Origin of the sequence: Leclercia barmai (genome assembly GCF_049312895.1) — a bacterium.
In the GTDB taxonomy this organism is placed as follows: Bacteria; Pseudomonadota; Gammaproteobacteria; order Enterobacterales; family Enterobacteriaceae; genus Enterobacter; species Enterobacter barmai.
This window is the reverse complement of sequence record NZ_JBMNWZ010000002.1, coordinates 598,336-614,908: the sequence shown is the minus strand read 5'-3', so window position 1 is coordinate 614,908 and position 16,573 is coordinate 598,336. Positions and strand designations below refer to the sequence as shown.

At 56.2% G+C, this 16,573-nt stretch carries 16 protein-coding genes and 1 tRNA gene; 10 read left to right on the top strand and 7 right to left on the bottom strand.

Annotation, left to right across the window (positions count from 1 at the left end):
- The first annotated feature begins 33 nt into the window (after nucleotides 1–33).
- Nucleotides 34–1,689 (top strand): malate dehydrogenase (quinone), encoded by a 1,656-nt coding sequence (gene mqo / locus ACOYA6_RS11265; protein ID WP_422654713.1) that lies wholly within the window; start codon nucleotides 34–36, stop codon nucleotides 1,687–1,689.
- 34 nt (nucleotides 1,690–1,723) lie between these two features.
- On the opposite strand, the gene eco is transcribed toward mqo, so the two are convergent.
- Nucleotides 1,724–2,215: a serine protease inhibitor ecotin gene (eco, locus tag ACOYA6_RS11260; RefSeq protein WP_422654712.1), complete on the bottom strand. Its 492-nt coding sequence runs from the start codon at nucleotides 2,213–2,215 to the stop codon at nucleotides 1,724–1,726.
- Between the two features lie 196 nt (nucleotides 2,216–2,411).
- Between eco and ACOYA6_RS11255 the strand changes: the two genes are divergently transcribed.
- The 5 genes from ACOYA6_RS11255 (at nucleotide 2,412) to ACOYA6_RS11235 (ending at nucleotide 6,648) form a co-directional block, all read left to right on the top strand.
- Nucleotides 2,412–2,672, top strand: coding sequence for a DUF2534 family protein (locus ACOYA6_RS11255; RefSeq protein ID WP_039031021.1), 261 nt, complete (start codon nucleotides 2,412–2,414; stop codon nucleotides 2,670–2,672).
- 2 nt (nucleotides 2,673–2,674) lie between these two features.
- Nucleotides 2,675–3,859, top strand: coding sequence for an MFS transporter (locus ACOYA6_RS11250; protein ID WP_223073733.1), 1,185 nt, complete (start codon nucleotides 2,675–2,677; stop codon nucleotides 3,857–3,859).
- A 91-nt stretch (nucleotides 3,860–3,950) separates the two neighbouring features.
- A complete protein-coding gene (locus ACOYA6_RS11245; RefSeq protein ID WP_422654711.1) occupies nucleotides 3,951–5,354 on the top strand; it encodes a CBM96 family carbohydrate-binding protein in 1,404 nt (467 codons plus the stop codon).
- A 306-nt stretch (nucleotides 5,355–5,660) separates the two neighbouring features.
- Entirely contained in the window at nucleotides 5,661–6,101 is a 441-nt protein-coding gene (locus ACOYA6_RS11240; RefSeq protein WP_422654710.1) for a hypothetical protein, read from the top strand.
- Between the two features lie 22 nt (nucleotides 6,102–6,123).
- The gene (locus ACOYA6_RS11235) at nucleotides 6,124–6,648 is read left to right on the top strand and encodes a phospholipase D family nuclease (RefSeq protein WP_422654709.1); all 525 of its coding nucleotides are present in this window, start codon (nucleotides 6,124–6,126) and stop codon (nucleotides 6,646–6,648) included.
- Nucleotides 6,649–6,710: 62 nt separating this feature from the next.
- On the opposite strand, the gene ACOYA6_RS11230 is transcribed toward ACOYA6_RS11235, so the two are convergent.
- From ACOYA6_RS11230 to ACOYA6_RS11220, 3 genes are all read right to left on the bottom strand, one after another.
- Nucleotides 6,711–6,787, bottom strand: a tRNA-Pro gene (locus ACOYA6_RS11230).
- A gap of 72 nt (nucleotides 6,788–6,859) precedes the next feature.
- Nucleotides 6,860–8,620 carry an LPS biosynthesis-modulating metalloenzyme YejM gene (gene yejM, locus ACOYA6_RS11225; RefSeq protein WP_223073736.1) on the bottom strand — a complete coding sequence of 587 codons (1,761 nt, stop codon included), beginning with the start codon at nucleotides 8,618–8,620 and terminating at the stop codon, nucleotides 6,860–6,862.
- Nucleotides 8,621–8,637: 17 nt separating this feature from the next.
- Nucleotides 8,638–8,865: a YejL family protein gene (locus tag ACOYA6_RS11220; RefSeq protein WP_032612681.1), complete on the bottom strand. Its 228-nt coding sequence runs from the start codon at nucleotides 8,863–8,865 to the stop codon at nucleotides 8,638–8,640.
- Nucleotides 8,866–8,999: 134 nt separating this feature from the next.
- Between ACOYA6_RS11220 and yejK the strand changes: the two genes are divergently transcribed.
- Nucleotides 9,000–10,007 carry a nucleoid-associated protein YejK gene (yejK, locus tag ACOYA6_RS11215; protein ID WP_039031027.1) on the top strand — a complete coding sequence of 336 codons (1,008 nt, stop codon included), beginning with the start codon at nucleotides 9,000–9,002 and terminating at the stop codon, nucleotides 10,005–10,007.
- A 52-nt stretch (nucleotides 10,008–10,059) separates the two neighbouring features.
- Here the strand turns inward: yejK and rplY are convergent, their stop codons facing one another.
- Entirely contained in the window at nucleotides 10,060–10,344 is a 285-nt protein-coding gene (gene rplY / locus ACOYA6_RS11210) for a 50S ribosomal protein L25 (RefSeq protein WP_039031028.1), read from the bottom strand.
- Between the two features lie 125 nt (nucleotides 10,345–10,469).
- Entirely contained in the window at nucleotides 10,470–12,230 is a 1,761-nt protein-coding gene (gene radD / locus ACOYA6_RS11205; protein WP_138369894.1) for a DNA repair helicase RadD, read from the bottom strand.
- Nucleotides 12,231–12,381: 151 nt separating this feature from the next.
- On the opposite strand from radD, the gene rsuA reads away from it, so the two are divergent.
- The 3 genes from rsuA to ACOYA6_RS11190 all read left to right on the top strand — a co-directional run bounded on the left by rsuA (nucleotide 12,382) and on the right by ACOYA6_RS11190 (nucleotide 14,979).
- Entirely contained in the window at nucleotides 12,382–13,089 is a 708-nt protein-coding gene (gene rsuA / locus ACOYA6_RS11200) for a 16S rRNA pseudouridine(516) synthase RsuA (RefSeq protein WP_422654708.1), read from the top strand.
- A gap of 15 nt (nucleotides 13,090–13,104) precedes the next feature.
- Complete coding sequence (locus ACOYA6_RS11195; protein WP_039031031.1) at nucleotides 13,105–14,301, top strand: Bcr/CflA family multidrug efflux MFS transporter; 1,197 nt, start codon at nucleotides 13,105–13,107, stop codon at nucleotides 14,299–14,301.
- 333 nt (nucleotides 14,302–14,634) lie between these two features.
- Entirely contained in the window at nucleotides 14,635–14,979 is a 345-nt protein-coding gene (locus ACOYA6_RS11190) for a YejG family protein (RefSeq protein WP_039031032.1), read from the top strand.
- A gap of 4 nt (nucleotides 14,980–14,983) precedes the next feature.
- Here ACOYA6_RS11190 and yejF read toward each other — a convergent pair whose 3' ends face one another.
- Nucleotides 14,984–16,573: a microcin C ABC transporter ATP-binding protein YejF gene (yejF, locus tag ACOYA6_RS11185; protein WP_422654707.1), complete on the bottom strand. Its 1,590-nt coding sequence runs from the start codon at nucleotides 16,571–16,573 to the stop codon at nucleotides 14,984–14,986.

Genomic DNA, 16,573 nt, shown 5'->3' with positions numbered 1-16,573 from the left:
TAGCGAACAACGCGTATTACGAAGGCATTAATTATGAAAAAAATGACTGCCCTGCTGCTGGCTGCGGCGGCAAGCCTTAGTGCTGTCTCCACGGCGGCGAAGGCTCAGGCATCGCAAGAGCAGGAAACGGACGTTCTGTTAATCGGCGGCGGGATCATGAGCGCCACCCTCGGAACCTATTTGCAGGAGCTTCAGCCGGACTGGTCCATGACCATGGTTGAACGCCTGGATGGCGTGGCGCAGGAGAGCTCCAACGGCTGGAACAACGCCGGTACCGGTCACTCCGCGTTAATGGAGCTGAACTACACCCCGCAGAAGAAAGACGGCTCCATCAGCATTGAGAAAGCCGTGGAGATCAACGAAGCGTTCCAGATCTCCCGTCAGTTCTGGTCTCACCAGGTGAACAGCGGCGTGCTGCACGATCCGCACAGCTTTATTAACACCGTGCCGCACATGAGCTTCGTCTGGGGCGACGACAACGTTAACTTCCTGCGTGGGCGTTATGCTGCCCTGCAGCAGAGCTCGCTGTTCCGCGGCATGAAGTACTCTGAAGATCACGCTCAGATCAAAGAGTGGGCACCGCTGGTCATGGAAGGACGCGACCCGAACCAGAAAGTGGCCGCTACCCGTACGGAAATCGGTACCGACGTAAACTACGGCGAAATCACCCGTCAGCTGGTGGGCTCTCTGCAGAAAAAAGAGAACTTTAACCTGTCGCTGAATACCGAAGTGCGCGGCTTTAAGCGTAACGCCGACAACTCCTGGAGCGTGACCGTTGCCGATCTGGCGCACAATGAAGAAGAACACGTCATCAAGGCGAAGTTTGTCTTTATCGGTGCCGGCGGCGCGGCGCTGAAGCTGCTGCAGGAGACCGGTATTCCGGAAGCGGAAAACTATGCGGGCTTCCCGGTTGGCGGGCAGTTCCTGGTGTCAGAAAACCCCGAGGTGGTGAATCGCCATTTGGCGAAAGTTTACGGTCAGGCCTCCGTGGGCGCGCCGCCGATGTCGGTGCCGCATATCGATACCCGTATTCTTGACGGTAAGCGCGTGGTGCTGTTCGGGCCGTTCGCCACCTTCTCGACCAAATTCCTGAAGAACGGCTCGCTGTGGGATCTGCTCAGCTCCACCACCACCTCGAACGTCGGGCCGATGGTTGATGTGGGTCTGGATAACTTCGATCTGGTGAAATACCTGATTAGCCAGGTGCTGCTCTCCGATGACGATCGCTTTGAGGCGCTGAAAGAGTACTACCCGGACGCGAAGAAAGCGGACTGGCGTCTGTGGCAGGCGGGCCAGCGCGTGCAGATCATCAAGCGTGATGAGGAAAAAGGCGGCGTGCTGCGTCTGGGCACCGAAGTGGTAAGCGATAAAGAGGGCTCCGTGGCCGCGCTGCTGGGCGCATCGCCGGGCGCTTCCACCGCAGCGCCGATCATGCTGCACCTGATGGAAAAAGTGTTTAAAGACAAAGTCGCCAGCCCGGAATGGCAGGCGAAGCTGAAGACCATCATTCCGTCTTACGGCACCTCGCTGAACGGCAATATCGACGCCACCGAGCACGAGCTGGAGTACACCAGCCGCGTGCTGCAGCTGAAATATGAAAAACCTCAGGCTCCGGATGCGGCGCCTCAGGCTCAGCCGCAGGCGACGACCCAGCCGGAAAGCAAACCGGTCGCGGATATCGCGCTCTGATGTAAAAAAGCCGGGTTATCACCCGGCTTTTTTATTAACGCGCGACGGCGTTTTCGACTTTCTCGTCAGCCCGCCAGACGCGGTACTTCACCTCGATGTTTGCAGGCGTATAGACCACAATCGGCAGCTTGCTGTTGTAGCGCAGCAGGCTATTCTCGCCCAGACTGGCGGTCACAAATTTGCTGGTCTTCTTGCCGTCCGGGCAGGCCATCATGGTGGAGACCGGCGAGGTGACCTTATCGAAGACGTAATAGTCATATCCCCAGCCTTCCAGCGTCTTGCTGGTTAACTGACCGCCGAGACGATGCGCGTTACAGTCCACCTCCAGCGTCTGGCCGATCAGCAGTTCAACCTTGTAATTCGCTTCATCTTTCTGCTCTGGCAGGTCAATAACCTGGCGCTTCATACCCTGTTCCGCCTGAGGATACGGGGCCGTTTTGCTGAGCGGCTGGTCGGCAGACGTGGCGTATGCACTGGCGCAGGTGAGGGCCAGCAGGCCGACGATGCTTTTGGATGCGTTTTTCACAGTCATTCCTTTTTATGTCAAACGGTGGCCATCACCCTATCACAACAGGTGTTTTTTGCCTTAGTTTTATTTTTATCTGGTTTATATCACTGACAAAAAGCCTTTAATCTGGTTTTAAATTCTGGATTGGTGCCGGAGGGGCGATCGTGGTAGGGTGAGCAGCATCTTTGTTATCTATCTGTGAAGGAAAACACGCATGGTACGTAATAAACTTAACACCCCGGCGGGGAAAAAATTTCTGCTGGCGCTGCTGACGGTTTTTCTGATCGCGGTGATGGGGGTGGGCCGTGTGACCATCATTGGCGTGGTTGAGCAGTACAACATTCCGCTGACCGAGTGGACCACCAGCATGTACGTTCTGCAATCGGCGATGGTGCTGGTTTACAGCACGGTCTTTACCGTCCTGCTGGCTATCCCGCTGGGGATATTTTTCCTCGGCGGCAGCGATAAGCACTGAGCATGATCTCCCGGTTTTCCACGCTGAGCCGGATCCCAAAAGGGGTCTGGGTGGTTGGCGGCGTCAGCATGTTGATGGATATTTCATCGGAAATTATCCATAGCTTACTGCCGCTCTTTATGGTGACCACCCTGGGCGCCAGCGTGATCTTCATTGGCCTGATTGAAGGGCTGGCGGAAGCTACCGCGCTTATCATCAAGGTCTTTTCCGGCGCTATCAGCGACTATCTCGGAAAACGTAAAGGGCTGGCGCTGCTGGGTTACGGGCTGGGTGCCGCCAGCAAGCCGCTGTTTGCTATCGCCTCCTCATCTGGGATGATCCTCGGCGCGCGCCTGATTGACAGGGTAGGGAAGGGGATCCGCGGCGCACCCCGCGACGCGCTGGTCGCCGACGTCACGCCGCCCGAACTACGCGGGGCAGCATACGGACTGCGCCAGTCGATGGATACCATCGGCGCCTTTCTGGGGCCGCTGCTGGCCGTCGGCATGATGCTGCTGTGGAACGACGATTTTCGCACGATCTTCTGGATTGCCGTGATTCCCGGTGTTTTAGCCGTCTTGCTGCTCTTTGTCGGCCTGCATGAGCCCGCCACCCCTGTCGCTCACAAACGTACCAACCCGATTAAAAAAGAGAATCTGAAGCGCCTCGGCGCCAGCTGCTGGTGGGTGATTGGCCTTGGCGCAGTTTTCACTCTGGCCCGGTTCAGCGAGGCCTTTCTGGTGCTGCGCGCCCAGCAGGCCGATATTCCGCTGGCATTAATCCCGCTGGTGATGGTCGCCATGAACCTGCTGTACGCGTTTTCGGCCTATCCGTTCGGCAAACTCTCCGATGCCATGAGCCACACCCGCCTGCTGATGTGGGGCCTGGCGGTGTTGATCGCCGCCGATATCGTGCTGGCGCTGAGCACCCACTGGGTGGGGATTATCGTCGGCGTGGCGCTGTGGGGGATCCATATGGGGATGACCCAGGGACTGCTGACCGCGATGATCGCCAAAACGGCACCCGCCGACCTGCGCGGTACCGCGTTTGGCCTGTTCAGCATGGTGAGCGGCGTGGCATTGCTGATTGCCAGCCTGGGGGCGGGGATCATCTGGGAAACGTGGGGCGCGGAATACACCTTCTATGCCGGAGCGATGATCTGCCTGATAACGCTGGTCTACCTGCTGAAACGACCGGCGGAGCTGTAAAGCGCCCGTCAGGGGAAAATTATTCCGTTAATAATTCGGAGAGTTAGCGCGGTTTTGTTACCAATGTGCTCCTTTCAGTCAGGAGAACACCATGAAACGGACCACACTTTACACCGCGCTGGCGTCAGCCCTTCTGCTGCCTTCGCTTTACGCTCATGCAGGCCCGCAGGCCCAGGTTGTCTGCGCCTATAACCACACCCTTGGCGATGACGCCATCATGATGTATGGCCACGCTAACCAGGCGATGCTGCACGATTTTTTCGGTAACACCCATACCGATGCTTTCTCTGACTATGCCTCTTTGCGTAAGCAGCCGGAAACCACCTGCGATAACAAAGCGGACGGCTCGGCTTACTGGGCACCGTCGATGCGCCTGCCGGACGGTACGGTGGTGCAGCCCGCGTATCAGAAAACCTACTATCAGGCCAGTAACGTCGATCAGTATCCCCTCAAACCGTTCCCGGCAGGTCTGGCGCTGCTGGCGGGGGACCATCACGGCAGTGCCCCTAACTCGCGGATCACCTTTTTATGCGGCAACGGCAAAGGTTACACCAATAAAATCGGTGAAGTGTGCGGGTTGAGAAAGGCTAAAGATGCGGTGCAGTTTAATATCGGCATCCAGTTCCCCAACTGCTGGGACGGCATCCACCTCAAACCCCACCACGGCATGGCAAATGCCACATACGATGTGAAAGGGCAGTGCCCGTCCGGTTATCCGGTGAAAATCCCGACGGTTAACATGAACGTGGCTTACGTGCTTCACGACATCACCTCTCTGGATACGGCCAAAGCGCAGCTTTCCCTCGATCCCGTCATGAATGGTGATGCGCGGGAAGAACGCTGGGGAAGCCTCTACACCGCCCACGCTGACTTTTTGAATGGCTGGCACGAAGACAGTGCGCGGTTTATGACTGAGCTGTGCATGAATCAGAGCATGGATTGCGGTACCAACGTGGCGTACAGCTATTCGAAGGCGCTGGCCAACGTCTGGGTGAGCAGCGAGACGCCGACTACCCCGGCACCTGCGCCGCAAACCCTGCTGGTTCAGGATAACTGGAAAAACGGCGGCCGCACCCGCAACAGCGAGACCATGAGTCTGGTTAAATTTAAGATCCCGGCGCTGCCGGAAGGGCAGGATCCATCGCAGTTCAAATACCGGGTGCGGATCTACGGCGGAAAAGTCGAAGCCAACGGCGCGGATCAGATCTTCTTTTATCCGGCCAGCAACGACTGGGATCCTGCGACCGTCACATGGAAGAAACGTCCTTCCTGCAGTTACAACTCGGATGCGATCCTCTATCTCAATAACTCCCGAGAATACCGCATGCTGGACGTCGATAAAGCAGTGCGAAAAGCGCTGGCCGCAGGCAAGACAGAAATTTCCTGGTACATCGGCGGGGATCGTCAGGGGAATCACTACCAGTTCAACCCCGCTAACTCAAAAGAGAGCCTGGTCCTGATGGTGGTGGGCTATAAAAAGACGCCGGAAATTTAATCGGGCGTTAAACCTGAGTACACATGCCAGCCAGCTAACAGGCTGGCTTTTTTATGGCTTACAAACGCTTACAATTGTCGGGATAGGTTATAAAAGGAGAGTCAATTCAGTTAGTTGAGTAATTTATTGTGCTGGGCCTGTTTCATCTGAAACGGCTCTCACTGTTATTGACGGATGAATTTTACCTTTAGAAATAATGGCATAGTTAATCGTCCTGACTCATATCAATAACTTATTAGTTTGACTTTAAAATAATTTCCTTTGTGAATCACAGCACGCAATGATAATTTCCGATCCGAATCAACTGTGTTGTTTTTAAGCAGAGCGACTTGTTTACAAAGTAATAATAACTCGCTGATTTTATTATTTTTAATCTTCGTGGTGTTAACTAATATGGTCAAAAAATTACTGCTCGCTGTTGTGCTCTCCGCTGTAGTGTCGTCCCCGGCACTGGCGATTAACGCAAAGTATCGCGCCCAGCTTGAACGCTCCGGATGTAATGAACAAACGGATATGGACGGCAGCTGCGACATTCATAAATCAAAGGCGGAGAACCAGAAATCCGCTGAACTGAACGGCTTTCTGCGCGATAGCGTTCGTGGACAAAACGTTGATGCTGCTTACAACGCGCTTGAGGGATATGGTTTTAAAAATACAAAACCGCTGACCTGGGTAAAGGGCATGCAGACCGTGGCCTTAAAAATCAGTAGTGCTGATGTTGTTACCAGCGCCACTGTAGTTCACTGACATTTTTTTCTTAGCAAAATCAATGATGTCCACAGGTTTCGTTGCGACCGCCCTGGTCGCATCCCTTAGCCTTTGCGCCGCGTCCGCCGTTCATGCCTCTGAATCAATTCAGGTGGGTTTTAGTCCTGAAGGATCGGCCAGAGCCTTAGTTATTAACGCCATCAATTCTGCCCAATCGAGGATAGATATGATGGCGTATACCTTCAGCAGCGCCGACATCGTGCAGGCGCTGGTGAGTGCTGAAAAGAGAGGCGTCAGGGTGAGGGCAGTGATTGACTACCGGCGCAACCAGAACAGGACCAGTAAAAAAGCGGTGGTTTGGGCCCTGGCTAACGGGGTCAATATCAGGGAAGACAATCACTACCACATCCAGCACGACAAGATGATGATCGTTGACGGAGAAACGCTTGAAACAGGATCGTTTAATTTTGCAGCATCGGCGGAGTTTGAAAACTCAGAAAACGTGCTGATCATCAAAGGCAACCCGCAGCTTCTCGCCCGGTATCAGGCCCATTTCAATAGCCGCTGGCTTATCGCTAAAAAGTAGTTCCCTTCATATCACAGGCATAAAAAAACCAACCGCAATGGGTTGGTTTTTTTTGGGATTTTTGGTCGGCACGGAGAGATTTGAACTCTCGACCCTCGCCACCCCATGACGATGCGCTACCAGGCTGCGCTACGTGCCGACACGAGAAATTTATACTACCCATTTCCGCATTTAATGCAAGTGTGGCGCAGGCTAACTGATTAATTTTAAATCAGTTAGCGATGAACCGTTTCTCATCCGTCAGCACCTGTAACAGCAGGCTTAGCTGCGGCGTCTGGTCGTCAAGTTTCTCACCCTGCGGGTTATAGGTTTTGTAATTACCGTTGCTGCTCAGCACCAGCGTCAGGTTTGGCGTCGTGACGGCCAGCGTATTATTGCTGGCGGCAGTAACCCAGTTATGACGACGCGTTGCGCTGAACAGATCCTGACCCTGAGAATACTCATTGGCAGGCGTGCTGACGTGGAGCAGACGCTGCATCAGGGTGGTCATCACATCCTTATGATCGGTCAGCATGTTAATGCGCTGCGATGGCGTGCCAGGCCAGTGGATCACCAGAGGAACGTGCAGGCGAGGGCGCGCCCAGTCGACACCATTACCCTCATCACCCAGCGGCACGCCGTGTCCGGCGGTGATCACCACTACCGTGTTATCCAGTTTGCCGGATTCGCGCAGCGCGTCCAGCACCCGGGCAATCTGGTTATCCACATTGCCTGCGGCCTGGGCGTAGCGGCGGTTAAAGGCTTTCTGGTTGCTGTTATCAAGCGTTGTGCCGTTCAGGGCAATCCAGGAGAACCAGCGGTTATCGTCCTGGGCATATCGGTTAAGCCAGTTGATCCACTGTCCGGCAGTCTGTTCGTCGGACTGGCTCTTCGTTGTTGGCAAAGAGAAATCAGACAGCAGCGCCTGGCGGTACAGCGGGCTGTTAAAGCCGTCTGAGGAGAACAGGCCCAGCTGGTAGCCCTGCTGGTTCAGCCCGGTGATCAGCGCCGCAGGGATACGCGACGACAGCACGCCGTCCATATAGCCCGGCGAAATGCCGTAGAACAGACCAAAGATACCGGCATCGGTGGAGTTACCCGAGCTCATGTGCTGGGTAAAGTTGATGTTCTTATCGGCGAACTCTGCCAGCGTCGGCATTTGCTTCTCAAAACGCGAGTAGTTCAGTCCGTCGACGGTGATAAGCAGGACGTTCTGCCCCTGACCCATGTCACGGTAGCGCAGATCGCTCAGTGGATACTGCACCGATACGGCCTCAGGATCGCCTTGTTCGATCAGGCGGCGCTGATACTCCTGCGCATCCAGCAGGCCGTGTTTCTCGAGGAAGCGACGGGCGGTCATCGGATAGGAGAGCGGCAGGTTCGCGCGCTGCATGGTAATCGGCCGGTAGAAGTTGGCGTCCGCCCAGATATACATGAAATGCGAGCCGATAAAGGCCACGAAAAACAGGGCGGCGACCGGTTTAGCGTAGCGACGGCGGCGCGTCAGGCTGCGCAGTTTTTGCCAGCTCCAGGTGGCAAACAGCATCTCAATCAGCAGGATTATGGGCACGCTGATAAACATCAGCTGCCAGTCACGCGCCGTTTCGTTCTGGTCGGGATTGATCACCAGTTCCCAGACGACGGGATTAAGATGCAGGTGGAAGCGGGTAAAGACCTCGCTGTCGATCAGCAGCAGCGTCATGCCTGCGGTGGCGAGGATGGCGGAGACAAACCGCATCAGCCGCTGCGACATGACGATAAACGTCAGCGGGAAGAGGATCAGCAGATAGGTGGCAAATACCAGAAAGCTGAAATGGCCAATGACGCTTATCCAGGAGTAAACGCGTCCGGCAAGCGTCGTCGGCCAGTCGGCGACAAACAGATAACGACTGCCAAGCACCATGGCCAGCAGAATGTTAAACAGGGCAAACCAGTGTCCCCAGCTAACCATCTGGGAGACTTTTTCACGGTAGCGCTGACGATTCGTCACCATAAACGGGTTCGTTTCCCTTAGTGCGCCTGGTCGTCGTTGACCGAGGACTGTAAGGCCTGGGCGAAGGATTTCGCGATCGCCTGGCGCTGGGCCGGCGCAACGCTGGTATTGATAAGGTTAGTCACCATATTTCCCAGCACCATCAGGGAAAGGTCGGTCGGCGCCTTATGTTTTTCCAGTACGTTGAGCAGCTCACTGAGCATTTGTTCAACGTGTTCATCACTATAGCGGGAGAGTTGTGGCATAAATCGAAATCTGTTTGTAGAGGAAAGGGCAACATATTACCGTAGCAACAGCTTTTTTTCCCCTTTTTTATCTTCGGTTGCATACATGACTGCGGGGTGGTTGAATACGGCCCGGTCTAAAAGGAGAGTTTATCATGAGTCTGGATATCAACCAGATTGCCCTGCACCAGCTTATCAAGCGTGATGAGCAAACCCTTGAACTGGTGCTGCGCGATTCGTTACTGGAACCGACGCCTACCGTTGTTGACATGATGGCAGAGCTGCACCGCGTTTACAGTGCCAAAAATAAAGCCTATGGCCTGTTCAGCGAAGAGAGCGAGCTGGCGCAGGCGCTGCGCCTGCAGCGTCAGGGCGAAGAAGAGTTCCTCGCGTTCAGCCGCGCGGCAACCGGCCGCCTGCGTGATGAACTGGCAAAATACCCCTTTGCCGATGGCGGGATCGTCCTGTTCTGCCACTATCGTTACCTGGCGGTCGAATACCTGCTGGTGGCGGTGCTGAATAACTTAAGCAGCATGCGCGTCAATGAGCAGCTGGATATCAGCTCAACCCACTATCTGGACATCAACCATGCGGATATCGTGGCGCGTATCGATCTGACCGAGTGGGAAACCAACCCGGAATCCACCCGCTATCTCACCTTCCTGAAAGGCCGGGTAGGGCGCAAAGTTGCCGACTTCTTTATGGATTTCCTCGGCGCCAGCGAAGGCCTGAATGCCAAAGCGCAGAATAAAGGCCTGCTGCAGGCAGTGGATGACTTCACCGCAGAAGCCGAGCTGGATAAAGCTGAACGCCAGAACGTGCGTCAGCAGGTGTATGCTTACTGCAACGAGCAACTGCAGGCAGGCGAAGAGATCGAGCTGGAGTCGCTCTCCAAAGAGCTTTCCGGCGTCAGCGAAGTGAGCTTCCAGGAGTTTACAGCAGAGAAGGGTTACGAGCTGGAAGAGAGCTTCCCGGCGGATCGCAGTACGCTGCGTCAGCTGACCAAATTTGCCGGTAGCGGCGGCGGGTTAACCATTAATTTCGATGCCATGCTGCTCGGCGAGCGCATTTTCTGGGATCCGGCGACCGACACGCTGACCATTAAAGGCACCCCGCCAAACCTGCGCGACCAGCTTCAGCGCCGCACCTCCGGCGGCAAATAACAGCCATAAAAAAACCCCGCTGATGCGGGGTTTTTTTTCGACAGGTTTGCGATTACGCGCGAACGAAGTCGATGTGAGACAGTTTTGGCTTGTAAGCGTGACGCTGTACTGCCTGAGCTTTAACTTTCTCTTCTTTACCGTCGATAACGATAGTCAGAACTTCGCTGTAGAACTCAGCTTTGTCCTGCATGTTCCACAGTTTGTCGTGGTCCAGTTCGATTGCGACAGGAGCAGCCTCGCCGCCATAGATGATGGCCGGGAATTTGTTAGCTGCACGCAGGCGGCGGCTCGCACCCTTACCCTGCTCTTTACGTACTTCTGCATTGATAGTGAACATTGATTTCTCTCTGTATATAAAATCCTGCTACAGGCGACCCAGCAACAGGTGAGTGTTCTGCCTCACGGATGTGAAGCGGGCGGCATTTTATACTCAAATGACTTTTACATCAATGAAAAGTCCCGTTATCCCCGCAATTCATTGGCGCGGCGGAAGCGGCCCTCATAATCAAACACCTTTTCACGTACCTGCCAGAACTGGCCTTTTTTCCGCGCCACCACAAAATCCGGGTGGCGCAGTAACGGCTGTTGATGAAGGATATCCCCGGCGGTAGCCCAGCGCAGCGGCACGCCGGGCGTGCGGGTATGTGGGCGGATAAACAGCTGTTCAAAGGCGGTACGCTGGGCGGGCGTCTGCAGACGGAAGCGCTCACTTACATCGGCGCCGTCTTCATCGTAATAGGTGATTTTCAGCCACTCGCCTTTCTCATCGGCACCCTGCGCCAGCTCCATACCGCTACAGCGCAGCACCAGCGCGTCCTTCAGCTTCAGGGCCGCTTTCAGCATATCGTCGGGATCGACCAGCACCGCATCGCAGGTGCGGCATCGACGGGCGGCGATATCGTTCTCTGCATTGCACTGCGGGCAGTTTTTAAAGCGGAAGCGATAGTCGCACTGCTCGCGATGGCCCTCGTCATCTTCAAACCAGCCCTGGCAGCGGCGGCCAAAGTGTTCGATTAGCGTGCCGTCAGAGGTGGTTTTACCCCAGAAGGTATTGGCAAACCCGCAGGCGGGACAAAACACCTGCACCGGAACGTTGTCACTTTTGCCTTTTGGCGCGCCCACTTCCGGAGCATAAAGGTCGTGCGGGTTACCGGCGTAATCCAGGATCAGACAGTCGGTTTTTCCGGGGGCCAGGCGCAGGCCGCGTCCCACAATCTGCTGATAAAGGCTGACGGACTCGGTCGGGCGCAGAATGGCTATCAGGTCCACGTGCGGGGCATCAAAGCCGGTAGTAAGCACTGACACATTGACCAGATAGCGGAACTGCTGCGCCTTAAAGGCTTCAATCAGCTGGTCACGCTCGCTGCCCGGCGTTTCACCGGTGATCAGCCGCGCATCGCTGGCGGGCAGCAGGCCGGTTATCTCCCTGGCGTGCTCCACGGTGGCGGCAAAAATCATTACCCCTTTGCGCGTGGCGGCAAACTCCATAATCTGACTGATGATATGCGGGGTAATACGATCCTGCTTTTTCAGCTCGCGGTTAAGGTCGGCCTCGCTGAACAGGCCGTTACTCTGCACCTGCAGGCGGCTGAAATCATACTGCACCACCGGCATGTCCAGCCGTTCCGGCGGCGTCAGGTAGCCATGTTTAATCATGTAGCGCAGCGGCAGCTCGTAAATGCAGTCCCGGAACAGCGCGTTTTCATTCCCGCGCACCATGCCGTGATAATGAAAACGGTATATCCAGCCTTTACCGAGGCGGAACGGCGTGGCGGTGAGCCCCAGCAGACGGATCTGCGGATTGACGCTCCTGAGATGGCTCAGGATCTGCTGATACTGGCTGTCGTCGTCATCGCTGATGCGATGGCACTCGTCCACAATCAGCAGGGAGAATTCGCTCTGAAATTTGTCGAGGTTGCGCGCCACCGACTGCACGCTGCCAAACACCACCTTGCCGTGGCTCTCTTTACGCTGTAACCCGGCGGCAAAAATATCGGCCTCCAGACCCAGGGCCAGATACTTGGCATGGTTTTGCGCCACCAGCTCTTTGACGTGCGCCAGCACCAGCACGCGGCCACGGGCCAGGCGCGCCAGTTCGGCGATCACCAGGCTTTTGCCTGCGCCGGTGGGCAGCACAATGGCCGCCGGTTCTTTATGCTGACGAAAGTGGGCGAGGGTGGCGTCCACGGCTTCCTGCTGGTAGGGGCGAAGTGTAAAGGTCATGGGGTCTCGGTTTGGTTATCTCGCTTATATTATGCCACGAAACTTTTTCCCTTGAGTGGCGCACAGAGCCCGTTATACTGAGCTGTTTCCGACTGCTTCTTTTCCGGACGCATTGTCCGGCTCCTGGCACCTTTAAGGCTTAAAATATTTCATGCGACTTGATAAGTTTATCGCTCAGCAACTCGGCGTAAGCCGCGCTATTGCCGGGCGTCTGATCCGCGCCAGCCACGTCACCGTGGATGGCGATATTGTGCGAGACAGCGCGTTTAAACTCCAGCCTGACCAACAGGTAGAATATGAAGGCAATCCGCTGATCCAGCAGACTGGCCCGCGTTACTTCATGTTGAACAAACCGGAAGGGTATGTCTGCTCCACCGACGATCCCGATCATCCTACCGTGCTCTATTTCCTTGATGAGCCCGTCGCGCACAAACTGCATGCCGCCGGACGTCTGGATATCGATACCACCGGCCTGGTGCTGATGACCGACGACGGTCAGTGGTCGCACCGCATCACCTCCCCGCGTCACCACTGTGAGAAGACCTATCTGGTGACCCTGGAAAACCCGGTGAGCGACAGCACGGCAGAACAATTCGCCCACGGCGTGCAGCTGCATAATGAAAAAGATCTGACCAAACCCGCCGTGCTGGAAGTCATCACCCCAACCGAAGTGCGTCTGACCATCAGCGAAGGGCGCTATCATCAGGTTAAACGCATGTTTGCCGCCGTAGGAAACCACGTTGTCGGGCTGCATCGCGAACGGATCGGGGATATCACTCTCGACCCGGACCTTGAGCCGGGTGAATACCGCCCGTTGACGGAAGAAGAAATTGCCAGCGTTGGCCTCTCTTCACGCTAATTTCAGGAGCTAACTGTGACCACCAGGCCACACTCGTCGTTGAGCATTGTCTTTATTCTTGGCCTGCTGGCCATGCTGATGCCGCTGTCCATCGACATGTATCTGCCCGCGCTGCCGGTGATCGCCCAGCAGTTTGGCGTGCCTGCAGGCAGCGTGCAAATGACCCTCAGCAGCTATATTCTCGGTTTCGCGCTCGGGCAGCTGCTCTACGGACCAATGGCTGACAGCCTTGGGCGTAAACCGGTGGTGCTGGGCGGCACGCTGGTGTTCGCCGGCGCGGCGATGGCCTGTGCCATGGCGCAGTCCGTCGATCACCTGATTGTGATGCGTTTCTTCCACGGCCTGGCGGCTGCGGCGGCAAGCGTGGTCATCAACGCCCTGATGCGTGATATTTATCCGAAAGAAGAGTTCTCCCGCATGATGTCATTCGTCATGCTGGTCACTACCGTGGCCCCGCTGGTGGCGCCCATGGTCGGGGGCGCGGTGCTGGTGTGGTTTAGCTGGCACGCGATTTTCTGGATCCTGGCGCTGGCGGCCCTGCTGGCCTCGGCGATGATCTTCTTCTTTATTAAAGAGACGCTGCCCGCCGAGCACCGGCAGAAGTTTCATATTCGCACCACGCTTGGCAACTTTGCCTCGCTGTTTCGTCATAAGCGCGTGCTGAGCTACATGCTGGCCAGCGGCTTCAGCTTTGCCGGGATGTTCTCGTTCCTCAGCGCCGGGCCGTTTGTCTACATTGAGCTTAACCATGTTTCTCCGCAGCACTTTGGCTACTACTTCGCGCTGAACGTGGTGTTCATCTTCGTGCTGACGATGATTAACAGCCGCTTCGTTCGCCGGGTAGGGGCGCTGAACATGTTCCGCATCGGGCTGTGGATCCAGTTCGTGATGGCGGTGTGGATGGTGGTGACTGCCTTCTTCGATGTCGGGTTCTGGGCGCTGGTGGTGGGTATCGCGGCGTTTGTTGGCTGCATATCGATGGTTTCGTCCAACGCCATGGCGGTCATCCTCGACGAGTTCCCGCACATGGCCGGAACCGCCTCTTCGCTGGCGGGAACCTTCCGTTTCGGAATTGGTGCTATTGTCGGCGCACTGCTTTCGCTGGCGACCTTTAACAGCGCCTGGCCGATGCTCTGGACAATTGCGCTGTGCGCCACCGGCTCCATTGTTTTCTGCCTCTACGCCAGTCGGCCGCGAAAATCGGTGAACTGATGCACAATTAAGGGCCCTGACGGGGCCCTTTTTTGATTCAGGTCAATTAAAAGGCGGTTCATTGACCTCTTGTTTGTTTCTTTTATGTAAAATCTATTTATGTAAATAGTCACATCTTTGTAGTTAAAAAGGTTGTGTTAGATCACAGAAACGGGTACATATAGCGCCGCTATTAACCTGAAACACTGACAAAAAGCCCTGATAAATAAGACGTCAGCGCCCATGGAAACTGGGTGTAAGCGTTTTCTTACTAAAAACAGAGCAGGTGAGTGATGATGTGTTACTATAAATGTAAATAGATTGTGAAGTATATTTTGCTTCCGGGGAACAAACGTGAATACATTACAGCTCTCAATTGTGCATCGCTTGCCGCAGAGCTATCGCTGGTCAGCGGGTTTTGCAGGCTCGAAGGTTGAACCGATTCCGCAGAGCGGAACAAATCCTGATAACTGTCTGGTGGCCCTTAAGCTGCTGAGCCCGGAAGAGGGCAACGCGTGGCCGTTGATGGAAAAGCTGAGCCAGGCGCTGACCGACATTGAGCTTTACAGCTCGGTGCTGGAGTGCGAAGGCGAGCCGTGCCTGTTCGTGAAAAGCCAGGATGAGTTCGCGGCAACCTGCCGCCTGAAAAACGTCGGTGTGGCTATCGCCGAGCCTTTCTCGGGTCAGAATCCTTTCTGAAGCGTCAGCGTAACGCTAACAGCTGACGCGTATACTCCTGCGTTGGCGCGGCAAACACGCGCTGACAGTCTCCCTGCTCGACCACCTCTCCCTGACGTAACACAATCACCTGGTGACACAGCGCCCGTACCACCTGCAAATCGTGGCTGATGAAGATATAGGCCAGACGGTGTTTTTGCTGCAGATCTTTCAGCAGCGCCAGAATCTGCGCCTGCACGGTTTTGTCGAGGGACGACGTCGGTTCATCCAGAATAATCAGCTCCGGGCGCAGGATTAGCGCCCGGGCAATGGCGATGCGCTGGCGCTGTCCGCCGGAAAAGGCGGCCGGATAGCGATGCCGGGTATGAGGATCCAGTCCCACTTCCCCCATCACCCGAATGACTTCTTCTTCGCGTGCCTGCACGCTGAGCCCGGGCTGATGGACGCGCAGCCCCTCCTCAATAATCTGCTGCACGTTAAGGCGCGGGTTAAGAGAAGAGTTAGGATCCTGGAAAACCACCTGCATCCGGTGGCGGACAGGGAGCATCTGGCGGCGATCCCACTCATGCAGGGGGCGATCGTCAAATAAAATCTCCCCCTTCGAGGCGATCAGGCGTAACAGTGCCAGCCCGGTGGTGCTCTTGCCGGATCCCGATTCGCCCACCAGCCCCAGGGTCTCGCCGGGACGCAGGGTAAAGCTGACGTTGTTCAGCACCCGCTTGTTGTCCACCACCCGGCGCAGGATGCCTTTGCGCACCGGAAACGCCACCGAGAGATCCTTCACGCGCAGCAAAGGCTGAGCAGCCTCCGGCAGCGGGACGGGATCCCCGGCGGGCTCGCTGTTGAGAAGTCGCTGGGTGTAGGGATGCTGCGGCGCGGCCAACAGCGACGCGGCGCGGTTCTGTTCCACGCAGCGGCCGTTCTGCATTACCGCCACCTGGTCGGCCAGCTTTTTCACGATGCTGAGATTGTGGGTGATAAACAGCAGGCTCATGTTCAGCTCGTCGCGCAGCTCGCGCAACAATTGCAGGATCTGCGCCTGCACCGTGACGTCCAGCGCGGTAGTCGGCTCGTCGGCGATCAGCAGCTCCGGGCGCGTCAGCAGCGCCATGGCGATCATCACCCGCTGGCGTTCCCCCCCGGAAAGCTGATGCGGAAAATCGCCGAGCCGTTTTGCGGCGTTGCGGATCCCGGTGCGCTCCAGGCAGTCGAGCATTTCACCCCGGGCGGCCTCCTTGCGCATCCCGCGATGCAGGGAGAGCACCTCATAGAGCTGTTTTTCGAGCGTGTGCAGCGGATTCAGCGACACCATCGGCTCCTGGAAGATCATGGCGATCTTATTTCCGCGCACGCCGCGCAGGGTGCGCTCGTCGGAATGCAGCAGCGACTGGCCGTGAAACAGAATATCGCCCTGAGGATAGACCACCGGCGGTGCAGGCAGCAGACGCAGTATGGACAGGGCTGTGACGCTCTTACCGGAACCCGATTCACCCACCAGCGCCAGCGTCTCACCGGCATCAATTTTCAGGGAGATATCGTTCACCACGGTGCGCACTTCGCCCTGCTGGCGAAAGGCAATGGAGAGCGCGTCGATATGGAGCAGGGGCTGCGTCAT

Bases quoted from the DNA above. Each gene is read 5' to 3' on its own strand.
- yejM (WP_223073736.1), bottom strand. From the start codon at position 8,620: ATGGTGACGAATCGTCAGCGCTACCGTGAAAAAGTCTCCCAGATGGTT.
- ACOYA6_RS11245 (WP_422654711.1), top strand. From the start codon at position 3,951: ATGAAACGGACCACACTTTACACCGCGCTGGCGTCAGCCCTTCTGCTG.
- ACOYA6_RS11250 (WP_223073733.1), top strand. From the start codon at position 2,675: ATGATCTCCCGGTTTTCCACGCTGAGCCGGATCCCAAAAGGGGTCTGG.
- yejF (WP_422654707.1), bottom strand. From the start codon at position 16,573: ATGACGCAGCCCCTGCTCCATATCGACGCGCTCTCCATTGCCTTTCGC.
- ACOYA6_RS11220 (WP_032612681.1), bottom strand. From the start codon at position 8,865: ATGCCACAACTCTCCCGCTATAGTGATGAACACGTTGAACAAATGCTC.
- yejK (WP_039031027.1), top strand. From the start codon at position 9,000: ATGAGTCTGGATATCAACCAGATTGCCCTGCACCAGCTTATCAAGCGT.
- mqo (WP_422654713.1), top strand. From the start codon at position 34: ATGAAAAAAATGACTGCCCTGCTGCTGGCTGCGGCGGCAAGCCTTAGT.
- ACOYA6_RS11255 (WP_039031021.1), top strand. From the start codon at position 2,412: ATGGTACGTAATAAACTTAACACCCCGGCGGGGAAAAAATTTCTGCTG.
- rsuA (WP_422654708.1), top strand. From the start codon at position 12,382: ATGCGACTTGATAAGTTTATCGCTCAGCAACTCGGCGTAAGCCGCGCT.
- rplY (WP_039031028.1), bottom strand. From the start codon at position 10,344: ATGTTCACTATCAATGCAGAAGTACGTAAAGAGCAGGGTAAGGGTGCG.
- radD (WP_138369894.1), bottom strand. From the start codon at position 12,230: ATGACCTTTACACTTCGCCCCTACCAGCAGGAAGCCGTGGACGCCACC.
- ACOYA6_RS11235 (WP_422654709.1), top strand. From the start codon at position 6,124: ATGATGTCCACAGGTTTCGTTGCGACCGCCCTGGTCGCATCCCTTAGC.